Annotated in this window: 14 protein-coding genes; 5 read left to right on the top strand and 9 right to left on the bottom strand. The window is 61.6% G+C overall.

Annotation, left to right across the window (positions count from 1 at the left end; all coding sequences use genetic code 11):
* Positions 1-7: 7 nt before the first annotated feature.
* The 7 genes from ACA065_RS12820 to ACA065_RS12790 form a co-directional block, all read right to left on the bottom strand.
* On the bottom strand, positions 8-838 hold the full coding sequence (locus ACA065_RS12820; protein WP_497694831.1) for a DUF2797 domain-containing protein: 831 nt from the start codon (positions 836-838) through the stop codon (positions 8-10).
* On the bottom strand, positions 835-1,095 hold the full coding sequence (locus tag ACA065_RS12815) for a YeaC family protein (RefSeq protein ID WP_497694830.1): 261 nt from the start codon (positions 1,093-1,095) through the stop codon (positions 835-837). Before ACA065_RS12815 ends, ACA065_RS12820 begins: the two co-directional genes overlap by 4 nt.
* 79 nt (positions 1,096-1,174) lie before the next feature.
* The gene (locus ACA065_RS12810; RefSeq protein ID WP_497694829.1) at positions 1,175-2,098 is read right to left on the bottom strand and encodes a tetratricopeptide repeat protein; all 924 of its coding nucleotides are present in this window, start codon (positions 2,096-2,098) and stop codon (positions 1,175-1,177) included.
* Positions 2,098-2,583 carry a hypothetical protein gene (locus ACA065_RS12805; protein WP_497694828.1) on the bottom strand — a complete coding sequence of 162 codons (486 nt, stop codon included), beginning with the start codon at positions 2,581-2,583 and terminating at the stop codon, positions 2,098-2,100. Before ACA065_RS12805 ends, ACA065_RS12810 begins: the two co-directional genes overlap by 1 nt.
* Entirely contained in the window at positions 2,583-3,932 is a 1,350-nt protein-coding gene (locus tag ACA065_RS12800; protein ID WP_497694827.1) for an ATP-binding protein, read from the bottom strand. The genes ACA065_RS12805 and ACA065_RS12800 overlap by 1 nt, the downstream gene beginning before the upstream one ends.
* A 38-nt stretch (positions 3,933-3,970) precedes the next feature.
* Positions 3,971-4,945, bottom strand: coding sequence for a metallophosphoesterase (locus ACA065_RS12795; RefSeq protein WP_497695338.1), 975 nt, complete (start codon positions 4,943-4,945; stop codon positions 3,971-3,973).
* Positions 4,942-5,832, bottom strand: a complete 891-nt coding sequence (locus ACA065_RS12790) for an NAD(+) kinase (protein WP_010210870.1) — start codon at positions 5,830-5,832, stop codon at positions 4,942-4,944. The genes ACA065_RS12795 and ACA065_RS12790 overlap by 4 nt, the downstream gene beginning before the upstream one ends.
* A 144-nt stretch (positions 5,833-5,976) precedes the next feature.
* On the opposite strand from ACA065_RS12790, the gene ACA065_RS12785 reads away from it, so the two are divergent.
* On the top strand, positions 5,977-6,924 hold the full coding sequence (locus tag ACA065_RS12785) for a DUF1853 family protein (RefSeq protein ID WP_497694826.1): 948 nt from the start codon (positions 5,977-5,979) through the stop codon (positions 6,922-6,924).
* On the opposite strand, the gene pvdP is transcribed toward ACA065_RS12785, so the two are convergent.
* Positions 6,917-8,536 carry a pyoverdine maturation tyrosinase PvdP gene (pvdP, locus tag ACA065_RS12780; protein WP_497694825.1) on the bottom strand — a complete coding sequence of 540 codons (1,620 nt, stop codon included), beginning with the start codon at positions 8,534-8,536 and terminating at the stop codon, positions 6,917-6,919. The genes ACA065_RS12785 and pvdP overlap by 8 nt on opposite strands.
* Before the next feature lie 142 nt (positions 8,537-8,678).
* On the opposite strand from pvdP, the gene pvdM reads away from it, so the two are divergent.
* From pvdM to pvdO, 3 genes are read left to right on the top strand one after another with little or no spacing between them, the layout of a single operon-like run.
* A complete protein-coding gene (pvdM, locus tag ACA065_RS12775; RefSeq protein ID WP_497694824.1) occupies positions 8,679-10,028 on the top strand; it encodes a pyoverdine-tailoring dipeptidase-like protein PvdM in 1,350 nt (449 codons plus the stop codon).
* Between the two features lie 18 nt (positions 10,029-10,046).
* Positions 10,047-11,327, top strand: coding sequence for a pyoverdine-tailoring periplasmic protein PvdN (pvdN, locus tag ACA065_RS12770; RefSeq protein WP_497694823.1), 1,281 nt, complete (start codon positions 10,047-10,049; stop codon positions 11,325-11,327).
* A 31-nt stretch (positions 11,328-11,358) separates the two neighbouring features.
* A complete protein-coding gene (pvdO, locus tag ACA065_RS12765; RefSeq protein WP_497694822.1) occupies positions 11,359-12,231 on the top strand; it encodes a dihydropyoverdine dehydrogenase in 873 nt (290 codons plus the stop codon).
* 1,195 nt (positions 12,232-13,426) lie between these two features.
* Here the strand turns inward: pvdO and ACA065_RS12760 are convergent.
* Positions 13,427-14,254 carry a N(5)-hydroxyornithine transformylase PvdF gene (locus ACA065_RS12760; RefSeq protein ID WP_497694821.1) on the bottom strand — a complete coding sequence of 276 codons (828 nt, stop codon included), beginning with the start codon at positions 14,252-14,254 and terminating at the stop codon, positions 13,427-13,429.
* 198 nt (positions 14,255-14,452) lie between these two features.
* Here ACA065_RS12760 and ACA065_RS12755 point away from each other — a divergent pair, with 198 nt between their 5' ends.
* Complete coding sequence (locus ACA065_RS12755; RefSeq protein WP_497694820.1) at positions 14,453-16,105, top strand: cyclic peptide export ABC transporter; 1,653 nt, start codon at positions 14,453-14,455, stop codon at positions 16,103-16,105.
* Positions 16,106-16,169: the final 64 nt, after the last annotated feature.

Raw genomic sequence — 16,169 nt, 5'->3', positions numbered from 1 at the left:
CATCCTTTTACTGATGCACGGCGAGCTGGTAGGCCGTGTACTTACGAATGTTGATAACGCCGGTGTCGAAGATCAGGTATTGGCCCTTGATCCCCAGCAGCGTGCCTTCGGCAATCGGGTTCTTGTCCAGATTGAAGCTGACGATCTTGGCGGGATACTGCTCCACCGGGTAACGGATTTCGAGCGGTTCGATGTCGGTCACAGGTTGGATGGCCTGCAGGCCAAAGCGTTCCTGCAAACTCAGCAGGCCTTCGGCGCACGAGGCAAACAACTCATCACGCACCTGCTTGAGGTCAACGGTTTGCGCGTCGCCCTTGAGCAACGCACGCCAGTTGGTCTTGTCGGCCACTTGGCTGCGGAACAGGTCTTCGACGAAGCCGGATTGTTGGCGGGTCGCAACACGCATGATCGGCAGCGCCTGGCTGGCGCCCTGGTCGAGCCAACGGGTCGGCAACTGGGTGGCACGCGTGATACCGACCTTGATGCCCGACGAGTTGGCCAGGTACACCACGTGGTCGGTCATGCAGAACTGCTCGCCCCAACCCGGATCACGGCAAGTGCCGGCGTCGTAATGGCAACGCTCGGGGCTCATGATGCACAGGTCACACTGGGCCAGTTTGGTCATGCACGGGTAGCAATAACCCTGGCTGAAACTGGTTTTGGTCTTGCGGCCGCAATGGCTGCAATGGATGGCACCGAGAAACTCCAGGCGCACGTGAGTGCCGATCAACGGGTTGACCGGCACCTCGGTGTCGCCGAGGCGAAACGCGTATTGAACGGTCGGCTCACCCAGTTGCGCCGACATTTTGCTGACTGCACCGCGACCAATTTCAATCAATGGATCGCATCCGACTTGAACAGAATATTCGCCACCGGCGCCGATTTGGACGCGCATTCCTGCGGGCCCATGTAGCCGGTGCGCTGGTCTTCCGGCAGGTTCTGGATTTCCCAGGCGATCACCGCCTGCAGGGACAGTTCACGCTGCTCGGCGGTGAGCTTGCGGCCATCGGACCACTTGCCGATTTCCACGGCGAGCTTGAGGCTCTCGTAGATGTCCGGGGTGATGTTTTCAATCATTTCAGCAAAAGACGACATGTGCACAACCTCTTGATAACGGTCGCTGGTTCAGCGAATACAATAATGACAATTGACGGCCGGGCTCGATACCGGCGCGTCAGAACTCCTTGGACAACTTGACCTGGACCAGCTCCTTTTCCAGCAAGCGCTTGAAGATCTGCGGCGCCGCGAAGGTATAGGCCGCAAACGCCAGCCACACCCAGTCAATCATCTGGGCCACTTGCGGGTAACCCTGGGCTGCCAGGGTGATGACCACCACACGATAGACCACGAACATAAACAGCAGCAGGACAATGGCGCGGGTGGCGCTGCGCTCGTTCATCCAACTGTTGAAGCGCCACCAGGCGCCGAGAAATATATTGCTGCGGGCTTTTACCGCCGTCAGCAGGTGCAGCGCCGCGACATTCGTGGCGTTTTCCTGCAGGGCCCAGATCGCATGGTCGCGGGCGCCATTGATATCGCCTTCGCGCAGCAGCAAATGCCCAAGCACCACCACTGCACCGGCATTGCTCGGATCGGCCTGTAACGCCTGGCGCGCGAACTGATGGGCCTGGTCCCAATGGCCGCTGGCACGGTGGAACTGCGCCATCGCGACCAGATTGGAAGCGTCGTCGGGGGCCAGCTCCAGGGCTTTTTCCAGCGGCTCGCGGCTCTGCGCCAGGCGGCCGGTCAATTGATACAGCTCGGCCAGGCAGCGGTAATTGATGGGGTTGAGCGGTTCCATATCCAGCAGTTGGGTCAGGTGTTCCTGGGCCAGGCTGAATTTGCGCAGGGCGATCGCCACCTGGGCGGCCGCGTAGTGGGCCAGCGGCATTTGCGCATCGGCTGCGAGAGCCAGCTGCACCTCACGCTTGGCCGCATGCACGCGCCGCATATTCATCAAGCAGATAGCCAGCAACGCATGGGCTTCGGCTGAATGCGGGTCGCTGGCCAGCAGTTGGCGCAACGCATCGATGGCGCCGTCATTGTGGTCAGCCTGCAAACGCTGATAAGCCAGTTGCAGCAGGTAATCGGTATTCATCAGCTCACCACCAGATACCAGAGGGTGCTGGGCACCCATTTGACGACCATGCTCTTGAGCACAAAGCCACCAATCAATGCCAAAGGCAGACCAAAACGGTTGAGGACGCCGCCGTAGTACTGGTAAATCTCGATGGTCGCGTTCTGCTGCATATACAACAGGTAACCGATGCTCAATTTCCACACCACCAGCACCAGCAAGGCATATTGGATCTCGGCCTGGGACTGGATGTAGCCAAAGCCCACCAATTGCAGCAACCCGAAGCCGATCACCACGCTGCCCACCAGCGCCACGCCGGCCAGGACCCATTCGCGCACGCGCGTCGGGCTGCCCACGGCAATCGAGTTGAACACAAACCATGGCAAGCCCAGCCAGGCACCGCCCAGCATCAGGCCCAGCAATGGCCAGAGCGGTGAAACCGCCCACTTCGCCAAGGCACCCGGGCGCGGTTCATCTTCAATGCGGTATCCGCCGTACTGCGCCATCAGCGACCCTTCCCGTGTTTGTCGAGGAAGGCCAGCACCTCGTCATATTGATTGCCTTCATTGGCATATCGCGCGTAATTGCGCGCCGTGGTCAGCCACTCCAAGGTGGTGGCACGCACGTCTTTCAATGCTGCCTTGAAATGACGGTCGCAAATCGCCTGTTCGGCGCCACTCTCGATAGAGGCTTCAATCGCCTCATCGGCAGCGGTTTCCACCAACTCGCTGAGGTCCGCGCCCGAGAACCCCGAGGTGTTCTTGGCCAGGAAGGCAAAGTCGATGTCATCGGCCATCGGCCGCCCTTTCATCATCACCTTGAGCATGCTTTCGCGCGCCGCACGGTCCGGCGGCGGCACAAACAGCACGCGGTCAAAGCGGCCAGGGCGACGGAATGCCGAATCCACCGACCACGGCACGTTGGTCGCGGCGAGAATCAACACCCCGTGGTTGTCATTGGTAAAGCCGTCCATCTCGGACAGGAACTGGCTGACCAGTTTTGACGAGGTCGATTCGCGGGTGTTGGAGCGTTTGCCGCCGAGCGCCTCGACTTCATCGAAGAACATCACCGCAGGCGCCTGGGCCCGTGCCTGTTCGAACAGCGCGTGCAACTTGCGCTCGGACTCGCCGATGTACATGTCCAGCACATCGGAAATGGCCACATTGAAAAACGTCGCCTTGCACTCCCCGGCCGTGGCGCGGGCCAACAACGTCTTGCCGCAGCCCGGTGGGCCGTAAAGCAGCACGCCGCCGCCGACCTTCTTGCGAAAGCGCTGGAACAGCCCGGGTTTTTGATACGGCAGGATGATCTTTTTGTGGATGGTCTTTTTCAGCTCATCCAGGCCACCGATATCGTCAAAGGTCAGGGTTTCCTTTTCGGGCACCAGCAGGCGCACCACTTCGCTCTGATCGGTGTCGTCATTGGAAATCACGCGCAGGCGCGGGCGCCCTTCTGCTGCCGGAAAGTCCAGCACCGACACATTCAAGCGGCGCCACAGTGCCATGTCTTCCAGCGCCGGGTTGGCAGCGACTGCCGCGCGGTATTCCACCTGGGCTTCCTTGAGACGCTCCAACGCCGCCAGTGCGCGCGCCTTGAGCAGCCGGGCGGCAGGGTCTTCACCTTCAACCAGTTGCAAGGCACGCCCAGCATCGCCTGCGGCAAGGCACAGCTGCGCCGCAGCCAGTTTAAGGGCGGCGGCGTCGGGCCACTGTTCAAGGTCGGCCGGCAGCAGGTTAAGCCCGCGCTCATGCTCGCCACGCTCAAGGCTGGCGCCGAGCAGCATAGTCAGCAGCGCGACATTGCCGGGCGCCGCAGACAACGCGGCCTCCAACTGGTCGAACGTCGAATCATCCATGGTGCTTCCTTAAAAGTTCAGTGACGGTACGCGCAGGCTCATGTGATCACCTCCGGCCGTTCAACATCGACCCACACAAACTTGCGCGGATCCAGTTGGGTTTCCTGGTCCAACCGGTACGCCACCAGCTTGCCGTACAGCACGGCGCTGTAGTCCAGGCAGGCCAGGTTTTCGCGGATCGGTGCCGGTTTGCCGCTGCGCCAGTAATGCCCGACGAACAACATCGGTTCGTCGACGCCATAGCGCAGCAGGGAATTTTTTTCGGTCGACGACAGCGGCGTACGCGCCACCGGCTCCGGCAGTGCATCGGGTTGGAACACGATGTCGCCGTAGGTTTTCGGGTCGTCTTCCCAGAATTTAGTGCGAAAGAACGAGCGCGTCAGGCCATCGCCACCGGTCAGCGTCAGGCCATCCGGCAGGCGCATGTCGGTGCCGCGCAACAAACGGTCGAAGGCGTTGCAGGCAAAACTGCCCGGCACGGCGGCGGCCTGCAGGAAGTGCTGGTCGATGCAGCCATCCGGGAATGTCGCGCGCAGCGGCTGGATAAAGCCCTCGTCCCAACATGCATGCACCACACGGAAACGCCCGGCGTCGACAAACAGCGGCATGTCGTAGAACCAGCCGAGGAAGTCGTGCCAGTCGGCCGGGTGATGCTCAAATTGGGTCAGGGTTTCGTGGATCAACCGCGCGTGGCGTGGGTTGTGCTCGCGCACGAACTGCTTGCCACTGCCCGGCGGCGCGGGTGTGCTCCAGCCCAGCGCGTTGAACTCGTGGTTGCCCATGATGCACAGCGCCTGGCCGGCCTCGGCCATGTCGTGGACGATATGCAGCGCCTCGCGAATGCGCGGGCCACGGTCGATGATATCGCCGAGGAACACCGCCATGCGCGACGGATGACGCCAGGTGCCGCCCTGCTTGTGGTAGCCCAGCCGGTCAAGCAAGTGCTCAAGGGTATGAGCGCAACCGTGCACGTCACCAATCAGGTCGTAGCTACGCGCGGGATCGAGCATCAGTCGCCTCCACCCCCCAAGCGGCTGCCCCAGCCCAACTTGGTACGACACACTTCGTAGTAGTTGTGATCCAGTGGGTGGATCAACCGCAACTTCTGCGCCTTTTTGCTCACGGTGATGGTGTCACCGGGGGCGCAGGTGAAATGGTTCTGCCCGTCACAGGAGACTTGCGGGTAGATTTGCATGTCTTTGGACACCACAATTTTCAGCTCACTGTTGCCGTCGACCACAATTGGCCGGCTGGACAACATATGGGGGTACATCGGCACGATCACAATGGCATCCAGCTTGGGGTGCATGATCGGGCCACCCGCCGACAGCGCATAGGCCGTAGAACCGGTGGGCGTGGCCACGATCAAGCCGTCGGCCTTCTGGCTGCACACGAACTGGCCGTCGATATACAGCTCGAACTCGATCATCCGCGTGGACTTGCCGGGGTGCAGCACCACGTCGTTGAGTGCATCGCCCTGGCCGATGGCTTCGCCGTGGCGGCGCACTTCGGCCTGCAGCAGGAAGCGGTTTTCCACCAGGTAATGGCCGTCGAGCACCTTGGCCACTTCGACTTCCAGATCATCCGGGCGAATATCGGTAAGGAACCCCAGGCTGCCCCGGTTGATCCCCAGCACCGGCACGTTATGCCGCGCCAGGGCTCTGGCCGCGCCGAGCAGGCTGCCGTCACCGCCGACCACGATGACCATGTCGCAGACTTCGCCGAGCATTTTGCGCGACGAGGTTTGCAAGCCATGGCCCGGCAGGATTTCGGCGATGGTGTCTTCGAGGATCACGTGCAGGTGGCGCTCGAGCAGAAACTTTTTCAGTCGGCGGACGGTGTCCAGCACCTGGGTACTGCCCAGGCGACCGATAATGCCGATATTGCGAAATTGCTCCATGGGGCTCCTGCGGGATTGGGGTGTGGCGAAAAACAACGATTATGGGCGAAAGGCCGCGTCAGGCAAAATCCTTTGTCGCCGTGAAGGCTTGATGACAATGGTTCTCAGCCACCTGCACTACGCTTAAAAGGCTATGCTCGGACCATGACTGTGTTCCCGGATTTGCACAACCTGCCCCGCCAACTGCGCCACCCCGAAGTGCGCGACTTGGCGTGGGTGATGCTCGCCCCGCCAATGCTCGCGCAAACGCCCTGGCCGCAGCGCCACCCGCTGGCCGGCAGTGACTGGGTGCAGGCCCCGCATCTGCTGGAGAAATGGTTACGTGCGCTCGATCAAGACAGCAGCGCCTTGCAGCATTGGCTAAGCCTTGCCCGCACGCGGCGCCTGGGCCTGTATTACGAGCGCCTGTGGCAATTTGCCGTGCAGCACGCGCCGGGCGTGGAACTGCTCGCCGCCAACCTGCCGATCCGCCGGGCCGGGCATACCTTGGGTGAGCTGGACATGCTGCTGCGCGACCGCGATGGCGTGCACCATCTGGAACTGGCGATCAAACTCTATCTGGGGCCGCAGCACGGCAACGGCCAGGACCCCGCGCAATGGCTGGGCCCCGGCTGCCATGACCGGCTGGACCGCAAGCTGGCCCACCTTGCCCAGCATCAATTGCCGATTTCGGCACGCCCGGAAAGCCGCGAAGCGCTGGCAACGCTGGATATCCAGCAGTTTGATGCGCATCTTTGGCTGGGCGGGTACTTGCTCTACCCCTGGCCCGGCGAGGCTGAATCACCCCACGGCGCCCATCCCCAGCATTTGCGCGGGCGCTGGCTGCATCAGCGCGATTGGCCGGCGTTCGTCCGTGGCAGCCCGTCGGGCCGCTGGCAACCCTTGCCCAGGCACGCCTGGCTGGCGCCAGCGTATTACGCGCAACCTGAAGTATGGAGTGAGGAACAGATGCAAGGCTGGCTGGCGGAGTTGGACCCCATGGCACCCGCGCAGCTATTGGTGCGGCTGGTTCGCAACGGTGAGGATTGGGAGGAAGCCGAACGCCTGTTCCTGGTGGCGGACCTGTGGCCAAACGTCCCAGGCGTTACTTGACCTTCAAGTGCCGCGCATACCAGGGCCGCCTCGGCACACGCTTGAACAACGCCTGCAGGCCCTCGTCTTCGGCCGCGAAGGTAATGCGCAACGCCAGTTTCATGGTCTCCGGGTCCATCTCCATCGACCGGCCCATCTGCAGCCCCGGCGTGGTGCTGCAACCGTGAGTGTCCGGGCCCAGCCATGGGTCGCCCACTTCTACCCAGCGCCCCTGCGCAAACCAGGCCACGCCGTTGACCTCAAGCCGGCTGACTTCGCCTGGATTGAAGCGCTCATGGGCGCGGAACCAGTCTTCGATGCGGTCATCGATCCAGCCGTGAAAATGCCAGAACACCGGGTTTACATGGGATGAAAACGGGTCACCGAGAAAGTCATTCTCCGCCGCGTACCAGCGCGCGGCAAAGTCCGCTGGGTCGCGGGCGAACGGCACCGGCGCACCGTTGGAGGGGTCACGGGGCACCGACGCCCAGCGCATGTGCAGCCAGTCGTGCAGGCCCAGTTCCATCTCGGAACCGAGCTGCCCAAGGGTCAGTTTGGCCAGGTAACGCGGGTCGCGGTATTGCGACTCCCAGACCTGGAAGTTGCTGTGATAGGTCTCGGCCGCCTTGATATCGCCGACCCACTGGGTGTAGTCGGCGTCATCCGGTGCCGACCAACCGGGCGGCAGTGAAAAGCCGTCGTGGTTGTCGAAGTAACGCACAAAGCCCAGGCGATCACGCTCCAGCGCCGGCTGCGGTTCAGGAAATTGCGGCCACGACGGCAGGTCTTGCATGGAGCGTGCAGTGCCGAGCATATGGCGGTGCATGAAAAAAAAGTCGATACCCGAACCGTTGCGGTCCTTGCGCTTGCCACGGGCGTCGCGCTCCTCGCCGCGCGGCCCGGGTTGCCAGCCGATGCCGCGCAGGGCGTCGCGCTTGTCTTGTGAGAGTTTGTGCCACTGGTCACGGGTGGCATGCCACAGCTGGTGAAACAGGCGGTGTTCGGGCGCAATCAGCCAGGCCAGCAGCGTCGGGTTGAGGCCAATGCGTTGGCGGGCTTCAGGAAACAGCTGTTTGTGGGCGATAAAGCGGTTGTCGCGCTCGGTCAACGCCAAGGGGCGGTCGAGGTTGAGGATCTGCCCGCTGAGGGTGCTGCTGCCGGCGTTGGCGAAGTCGGCCCAGACTTCGTCGAGAGTCATCTTGAACTCATAGGCCGGCGCACCGTTGGCCGCATCGCGGTCGATCAGGCGCCAGTAGAGCACGGCGCCCTCGCCGGTCAGCACGTCACCGAGCACGCGGTAGCGCGGCTCACCTTCGGCGCGCAGGTTCTCGGCAGTGTCCAGGTAACCGCGCAGGCCACGCCCGCGCGGGGCGATGTCCAGCAGCAGTTCCAGGCCTTGCAGCGGTAAGCCTTTTAAACCGGCATCGCGGCCTTCCAGGCGCAGGCTCCACACACCACGCAAAATGTTCGCCAGGTGCTGGCCTTCGATGTCGGCCAAATCTACCGTGGCCTCGCCCGGAGTAATGGGGAATTCTTCTTCACGCGTCAGCTCGCGATGGGCATAAAAGGCCGCCGGCACGGCGGCGCCGGTCAGCGCCAGGCCTGCGATGAACCCACGTCGAGAGATCGTCATTGTCTACCTTAGGAAACGGCTTAATCAGAGCTAGAACGTTTGCAACGCCGAGAAATTTACCGCCATGCCACCCAGGCCTAAATTTCCCCCGCCATGGCTCGTTCTTCCCTGATAGCAAAGGCCTCAACTGACTGAGATGGCAATGACAAAATCACGTTCAAAAAAGGCGCTGTTTATCGGCCTGCCATTGGCATTGGCCATCGGCGCCGGGGCTGGCTACCTGGCCTGGGATTACTGGTTGCGCGGCAATGCCGGTTACCCGCTGGAGGTGATCAAGCAGGCCAATGAAATGCAGGACCGCCTGCTGTCGTTCGACAGCCACATCACCGTGCCCATGGATTTTGGCACCGCAGGCAATGAGGCCGATAAAGATGGCAGCGGCCAGTTCGACTTGGCCAAGGCCGCACGCGGGCGGTTGTCGGGCGCGGCCCTGACGATTTTCGGCTGGCCGGAAATCTGGAACGGCCCCAACGCGCCGCACAAACCCACCGAGGGTTTTGTCGAGGAGGCCCGCCATGAGCAGGAGGTGCGCTACAAGATCATCTCCGGCATGGTGCGCGACTTCCCCAACCAGGTCGGCATCGCCTACACCCCGGACGATTTCCGGCGCCTGCATGGTGAGGGCAAGTTTGCGGTGTTTATCAGCATGCTCAACGCCTACCCGCTGGGCAACGACCTGAACCAACTGGACCTGTGGGCGGCGCGCGGCATGCGCATGTTCGGCTTCAGCTATATCGGCAACAACGCCTGGTCCGACTCGTCGCGCCCACTGCCGTTTTTCAATGACAGCACCGATGCCCTCGAAGGGCTCTCGCCCATCGGCCAGCAAGCGGTGCATCGCCTCAATGACCTGGGCGTGATCATCGACGTGTCGCAAATGTCGACCAAGGCCCTGGAGCAAGTGGCGCAATTGAGCCGCACGCCGATGGTGGCGTCCCACTCGGCGCCGCGGGCGTCGGTGGACATCCCGCGCAACCTCAGCGACAAAGAGCTGCAGTTGATCAAAAACAGCGGCGGCGTGGTGCAGGTGGTGGGCTTCCCGGCCTATTTACGCCCGCTGAGCCAGCCGACCCAGGACAAACTCAACGCCCTGCGCGCGCGTTTCGATTTGCCGCCGCTGCCCAACCTGGCCATGGCGTTGATGCCTGGCGACGCAATTATCGCCGCCTGGTCCGAGCAAAAGTTCGGCCAGTACGCCAGCGGGCTGTACGCCATTCTCGACGAAGAACCCAAGGCCACGCTCAAGGACTGGGGCGATGCCATCGACTACACCGTGCGCAAGATCGGCATCGATCACGTCGGCATCTCGTCGGACTTCAACGACGGCGGCGGCATCCAGGGCTGGGAGAACGTCGGCGAGGTGCGCAACGTCACCGCCGAGCTGATCCAGCGCGGTTATTCCGAAGCCGATATCGCCAAGCTGTGGGGAGGCAACTTCCTGCGGGTGTGGGACCAGGTACAAAAAGCCGCCAAACCATTGGCCAACCGCTAACCACCTAGAAGCAAGTCCATGACCGACCGCCGTACATTTCTCAAGCAGGCCGGCGTATTCGCCGCCAGCCTGCCGTTGGGGGCTGCCCTCCTCCCGCAGGCTCTGGCAGCCGAACCGGCAGCCGCTACGAACGACCCATGGACGGGGCTCAAACAGCTGTTCAACCAGGACCCGAACTACCTGCACTTTTCCAACTTCCTGGTCACTTCACATCCAAGGCCTGTGCGCGAAGCGATTGACCGCTATCGCCAACAGATCGATCGCAACCCGGGCCTTGCGATGGACTGGGGCCTTGAGGAAACCTGGCAACGTGAAGGCCAGGTGCGCGAATGGGCCGGCCGCTACCTGAACGCCAAGCCGCCACAGATCGCGCTCACCGGCAGCACATCGGAAGGCCTGGCGATGATCTACGGCGGCATTAAGCTGCGGCCCGGCCAGGAAATCCTGACCACCGAGCACGAACACTACGCCACGCAAAACGTGCTGGATTTTCGCGTCGCCCGGCAAGGCACACAGGTGCGCCGAATCCGCCTGTTCGAGCAGGCCAGCCAGGTCTCCAGCGACGAAGTGCTGGGCAATATCAAGCGCAACATCCGCCCCAATACCCGCGTGCTGGGCATGACCTGGGTGCAATCCGGCAGCGGCGTGAAGCTGCCCATTGGTGAGATCGGCAAGCTGGTCGACGAACTCAACCGCAACCGTGACGAGCAGGATCGCATTCTCTACGTGGTCGACGGCGTGCATGGCTTCGGCGTGGAAAACCTCGACTTCCCGGCCATGCACTGCGACTTCTTTATCGCCGGCACCCACAAATGGATGTTCGGCCCACGCGGCACCGGGCTGGTCTGCGCCCGCGACAGCGAAAACAAATACGTCACGCCGATGGTGCCGACCTTTTCCGAAGACACCAACTTCGCCACCACCATGACACCCGGTGGTTACCACGCCTTCGAGCATCGCTGGGCGGCGGACGAGGCCTTCAAGCTGCACCTGCAACTGGGCAAGGCGCCGGTGCAGGCGCGTATTCACGCACTCAACACCGAGCTCAAAGACCAATTGCTGGCTCACCCGCAGATCGAACTGGTCACGCCGCGCAGCCCTGAGCTGTCGGCAGGTTTCACCTTCTTCCGCGTCAAGGGCCAGGACAGCGAAGCCGTGGTCGCGCACATGATGAAAAACCGCGTGGTGATCGATGCGGTGGACCGCGATGTCGGCCCGGTGATTCGCACCTCACCCGGCCTGCTTAACAGCTCGGATGAGATCCAGCGCTTCATGACCCTGTTGAGCCAACGGTTGTGACCCCACTTTTTCCTTTGAACGAGATGCCCACATGACTCCATCCCGACTCAACCCCCTGACTGCCCTGGCGCTGACCGCCCTGTGCGGTGCACTGCTGCCCGGCTTGGCCCAGGCCGCCGCCCCGCAGCCGGGCAAGGTATTCAAGGACTGCAAGGACTGCCCCGAAATGGTCGTGCTGCCTGCCGGCACCTTCACCATGGGCACCCCGGAAGACGAAGTCGGCCGCGAGCCCGACGAAGGCCCGATGCATGACGTGACCTTCGCCAAACCCTTCGCCATGAGCCGCTTCCACGTCACGGCGGGCGAATGGGACAGATACGTGCGCCAGACCGGCATCAAGATTGCCAGTGGTGATGACCGCCCAGGCCGCGAATGCATCGCCAGCAAGCCGCGCTACCCGCAAGGCCCGCGCCAGCCGGCGGTGTGCATGGACATGGACGACATCAAAAACTACGTGACCTGGCTGTCGAAAAAGACCGGGCAGAAGTACCAGATGGTCAGTGAAGCGCAGCGTGAATACGCCGCCCGTGCCGGCTCAACCGGTCCGTTCCCATTTCCTTTCGATGAAGGCAAGGGCTACAGCATCGCCGAACATGCCAACACCTATGGCCCGGCGGATGGCTACAGCTACTCGTCGCCGGTCGGCAGCTACCCGCCAAACGCGTTTGGCATGTACGACATGCACGGCAATGTCTACGAGCGGGTTGCCGACTGCGAACACCCCAACTACGTCGGCGCGCCCACCGACGGCAGCGCGTGGATCGAACCGAACTGCGAGAGCTACCAGATTCGCGGCAATGACTGGGGCGAAGCGCCGGTGTTTTCGCGCTCGGGCAACCGCAATAACATCTACCCGCAGACGCGCGGTGACTGGATTGGCTTTCGGGTAGTGCGCGAGCTCTAAGAACAGAGCGGGCTTGCCCGCGATGGCCATAGGTATCTACACATCTTTTTTCGGGTTGAGTGCTGTGGTTGTCGTGGGGGGGGGCGCTGGGTGCATATCCGTTGCTGCGGTAACGGCGACTATTGGTTCCGCTCTTACAGCGGGTCACTTTTGGAAAAGAGCCCCAAAAGTAACCAAAAGGGCTCTTGCCCCACCACTCGGCACCTCGCTTAGGCTCGGTGTGCCCTCACGCAGGCTTTGGAGCGGGGGCCGCCGCGATGGGCCATCCTTGGCCCAGCGCGGCTAAACCGGCGTCCTGCCGGTTTACCCCCGCTCCAAAGCCTGCGTTCGGCCAGCGTGGTTTAACGGGGCGCCTAAGATCAAAATCAAGATCAAGATCTACAGCACGGCGGCCTAGTAGCCGACCTGAGTGGTTGAATCAAAAGCAAAAGCAGAGGCGGCCTGACGGCCGACCTGCTCTTGGAAGCTGAACTGGGTTAAATGTGGGAGGGGGCTTGCTCCCGATGGCGGTGTGTCAGTCAGTTTATTTGTAACTGACACACCGCATTCGCGAGCAAGCCCGCTCCCACATTTTGGATCGCAGTACATCAGGTAGATGTGTGTACTCGGTCAAAGGTGGGAGCTGGCTTGCCTGCGAAGGCATCACCTGGGTATGCCTGATGTACCGGGGTGTCCGCATCGCAGGCAAGCCAGCTCCCACAGAAAAGCAGCTCTGCTTCTGATCTGTTTTTGCTGTGCTGTTGCCCTGCTTTTGCTTCAACCACTCAGGTCGGCTACTAGGCCGCCGTGCTGTAGATTTTGATCTTGATCTGACAGGCCCCGTTAACCACGATGGCCGAACGCAGGCTTGAATCCGTGGGTAACCCGGCAGGACGCCGGGTTAGCCGCGCTGGGCCAAGGATGGCCCATCGCGGCGGCCCACGGATTCAAGCCGGAGTGAGGGCATGCCGAGCCTTAGCGAGGCACCGAGTGGTGGGGCAAAGACCTTTTGGTTACTTTTGGGGCGTTTGCCAAAAGTGACCCGCTGTAAGAGCGGAACCATACGAAGCCGTTACCGCAGCAACGGATATGTACTCAATTTACCTAAACCCACCACAGGCTCAGCACCACACAAAAAGTTGCGTAGATACCTATGCCTATCGCAGGCAAGCCAGCTCCCCCATTTTGGATCTGCATGCACCCAATAGGGCTATGTTCAAGCCTGCTTGGCCAACAACGCCAACCCTTCATGCAACGCCGGGAACAGGCTGTTGTTGAAGTTGTTCCAGCGCAGTTCGAGGATGGTGTCCTCGGGCGAAATCTCGGTTTTCAGCACGTCGTGGAACACTTCACCCGAGTCAATGCCATTGTCCACGTAGTGAAACGACGCCCCAGTGAGGTACAACGGCTCCGACGGCGTGGTGGCCTTGGTCGCCCAGTCCACCACCGTTTGCCCACGCGCGCCGTACAACGCATTCCAGGTGGCGTAAGCCCCACGGCGTTCGTAAGGCGATTCGATACGGGTAATGCCTGGGTGAATGTTCATGATGCGTCGCGCAAACGGCGCGCCCGGCCGCACCAGCTCATCCAGAATCACCAGCAAACCATCCAGCACCACGATATCGGCCTTCAACTCCACCAGGGTGTCATGCAGGCGACGCTCGAAATCCTGCTTGCCGGCGATGTGTTCGGCGCTGCCGCGCGGCAGCCGGCGATAGGTAGACGGCACGCTCAGCAACAGGTCGTTGACCCGCTGGCCTTGCACCTGCAAGTCGGCCGGGTACAGCCATTGGCGGCCTGGCTTATAAGCAAAGCCGTAGTCGCGGACCAACTGCTGGTCCCGCGGGTTCTGCTCGTCATCGTCGTAGACCACGCCGACCAGGTTATAGGCCTCGCCCAGCGGTGTGTCGTTCAGCGAACCCACCAGAAATTCCAGCACCGACTTCATGTAGCGCTCGTGGTCTTTGTAGGCCACCGGCTGCCCGGCCTTGTCGGCAGCGGCATTTCTCAGGGACCACACATACACCAGGTTCTTTTTCGTCATTTTTAGCTCTCGCTGAGTGGACTGCGCACAGCGTCGATACACGTGCGCCTACAGCACAAGAACGAACCAGCCCTGCCGCAATTTATCCCTGTGCACTGCCGCCGAGCACATCGCGCTAAATACTCGCGCCGACGCTTCGTTTGTCATGGGTAAGGGTCTGTGTGCCCAGCCCCTCTTTTCACTCTCCGGGATGTATTTATGACCGACCCCAAACGCAGCGCCTTCAAGGGGCTGCTCGCCTTGCTCAGGCCATTTCGTACCATCGTGACGGTTTCCGTCGCCCTCGGCATGGCGGGCGGTTTGGCCATCACCTTGCTGCTGGCCACCATCAATAATGCGCTGCATTCGGCCAACGGCATGACCCAAGGCGTGGTCCTGACCTTTGCGGCGCTGTGCGTGCTGGCCCTGATCAGCTCGATCATTTCGGACATCGGCACCAACTACGTCGGGCAACGCATCATCGCCGCCTTGCGCAAAGACTTGGGCGAAAAAGTCCTCTCGGCGCCCATCGGGCAGATCGAGCGCTATCGCTCTCACCGCCTGATTCCGGTGCTGACCCATGACGTCGACACCATCAGTGACTTTTCCTTCGCTTTCACGCCGTTGGCCATCGCCGCCACGGTCACCCTCGGCTGCCTGGGTTACCTGGCCTATCTGTCGGTGCCGATGTTCCTGATGATGGTGGTGGCGATCATTATCGGCAGTGCCGTGCAGTTCATCGCCGGCGGCAAGGGTATCCAGGGCTTCGATCTGGCGCGCAGCCATGAGGATGAACTGCAGCGCTATTACAACGCGATCGCTTCCGGTGCCAAGGAGTTGCGCATGCACCGGCCACGGCGTTTTCGCATGAACACCCATCGTATCCAGGAAACCGCCGACCGCATCAGTGACATCCAGGTGCGCTCGGTCAACATCTACATCCTCGCCAAGACGTTTGGCTCGATGCTGTTCTTCGTAGTAATCGGCCTGGCCCTGGCGATGCAGGCCTACAACCCGAACCCGGACCCTACCGTGATCACCGGCTTCGTCCTGGTACTGCTGTACATGAAAGGCCCGTTGGAACATCTGCTCGGTTACCTGCCGGTAGTGGGCAAGGCCAAGATCGCGTTTGGCCGTATCAGCGAATTGTCGGAGCGCTTCTCCTCCCCCGAACCGCACCTGCTGATGGATGACAGCGAAGCACCGAAACCGGTGGTCAACAGCCTGGAGCTGCGCGGCGTAAGCTACAGCCCGCCGGCGATTGAAGGCAGCGAACCGTTCCACCTGGGGCCGATCAACCTGAGTATCAAGCAAGGCGATATCGTGTTCATCGTCGGCGAGAATGGCAGCGGCAAAACCACCCTGATCAAACTGCTGCTGGGCCTCTACCCGCCCCAGGCGGGCGAGATTCGCCTCAACGGCGAGGCCGTGACCGACCCCGAGCGCGACGACTACCGCCAACTGTTCACGACGATTTTTTCCGACTACTACCTGTTCGACGACCTGGTGCAGGGCAGCGCCACCCAGTCACTGGACAGCGCCGCCAAATACCTGGAACGCCTGGAAATTGCGCACAAAGTCAGCGTGAAAGACGGCGTTTTCAGCACCACCGACCTGTCCACCGGCCAGCGCAAGCGCCTGGCACTGGTCAATGCATGGCTCGAAGAACGCCCGGTGCTGGTGTTCGACGAATGGGCCGCCGACCAGGACCCGGCTTTCCGCCGAATCTTCTACACCGAGCTGCTGCCGGACCTCAAGCGCCTGGGCAAAACCATCATCGTGATCAGCCACGACGACCGCTACTTCGACATCGCCGATCAATTGGTACGCCTGCGTGCCGGTCAGGTCGTGCACGAAATGGAACCTGCTTGAAAATTCTTTTCCGGTTTTTCCAAGTAGGAACGTCTCACTAGTGGTAATGAGAACAATACTCAAT

This window comes from Pseudomonas sp. LBUM1640, from assembly GCF_059716225.1.
This window is presented reverse-complemented; position numbering and strand designations above follow the sequence as displayed.

Coding starts and splice junctions, on each gene's coding strand:
- pvdO (WP_497694822.1), top strand. CDS start 11,359: ATGACTCCATCCCGACTCAACCCCCTGACTGCCCTGGCGCTGACCGCC.
- ACA065_RS12760 (WP_497694821.1), bottom strand. CDS start 14,254: ATGACGAAAAAGAACCTGGTGTATGTGTGGTCCCTGAGAAATGCCGCT.
- pvdN (WP_497694823.1), top strand. CDS start 10,047: ATGACCGACCGCCGTACATTTCTCAAGCAGGCCGGCGTATTCGCCGCC.
- pvdM (WP_497694824.1), top strand. CDS start 8,679: ATGACAAAATCACGTTCAAAAAAGGCGCTGTTTATCGGCCTGCCATTG.
- ACA065_RS12755 (WP_497694820.1), top strand. CDS start 14,453: ATGACCGACCCCAAACGCAGCGCCTTCAAGGGGCTGCTCGCCTTGCTC.
- ACA065_RS12785 (WP_497694826.1), top strand. CDS start 5,977: ATGACTGTGTTCCCGGATTTGCACAACCTGCCCCGCCAACTGCGCCAC.
- ACA065_RS12805 (WP_497694828.1), bottom strand. CDS start 2,583: ATGGCGCAGTACGGCGGATACCGCATTGAAGATGAACCGCGCCCGGGT.
- ACA065_RS12810 (WP_497694829.1), bottom strand. CDS start 2,098: ATGAATACCGATTACCTGCTGCAACTGGCTTATCAGCGTTTGCAGGCT.
- ACA065_RS12800 (WP_497694827.1), bottom strand. CDS start 3,932: ATGGATGATTCGACGTTCGACCAGTTGGAGGCCGCGTTGTCTGCGGCG.
- ACA065_RS12790 (WP_010210870.1), bottom strand. CDS start 5,832: ATGGAGCAATTTCGCAATATCGGCATTATCGGTCGCCTGGGCAGTACC.
- pvdP (WP_497694825.1), bottom strand. CDS start 8,536: ATGACGATCTCTCGACGTGGGTTCATCGCAGGCCTGGCGCTGACCGGC.
- ACA065_RS12815 (WP_497694830.1), bottom strand. CDS start 1,095: ATGTCGTCTTTTGCTGAAATGATTGAAAACATCACCCCGGACATCTAC.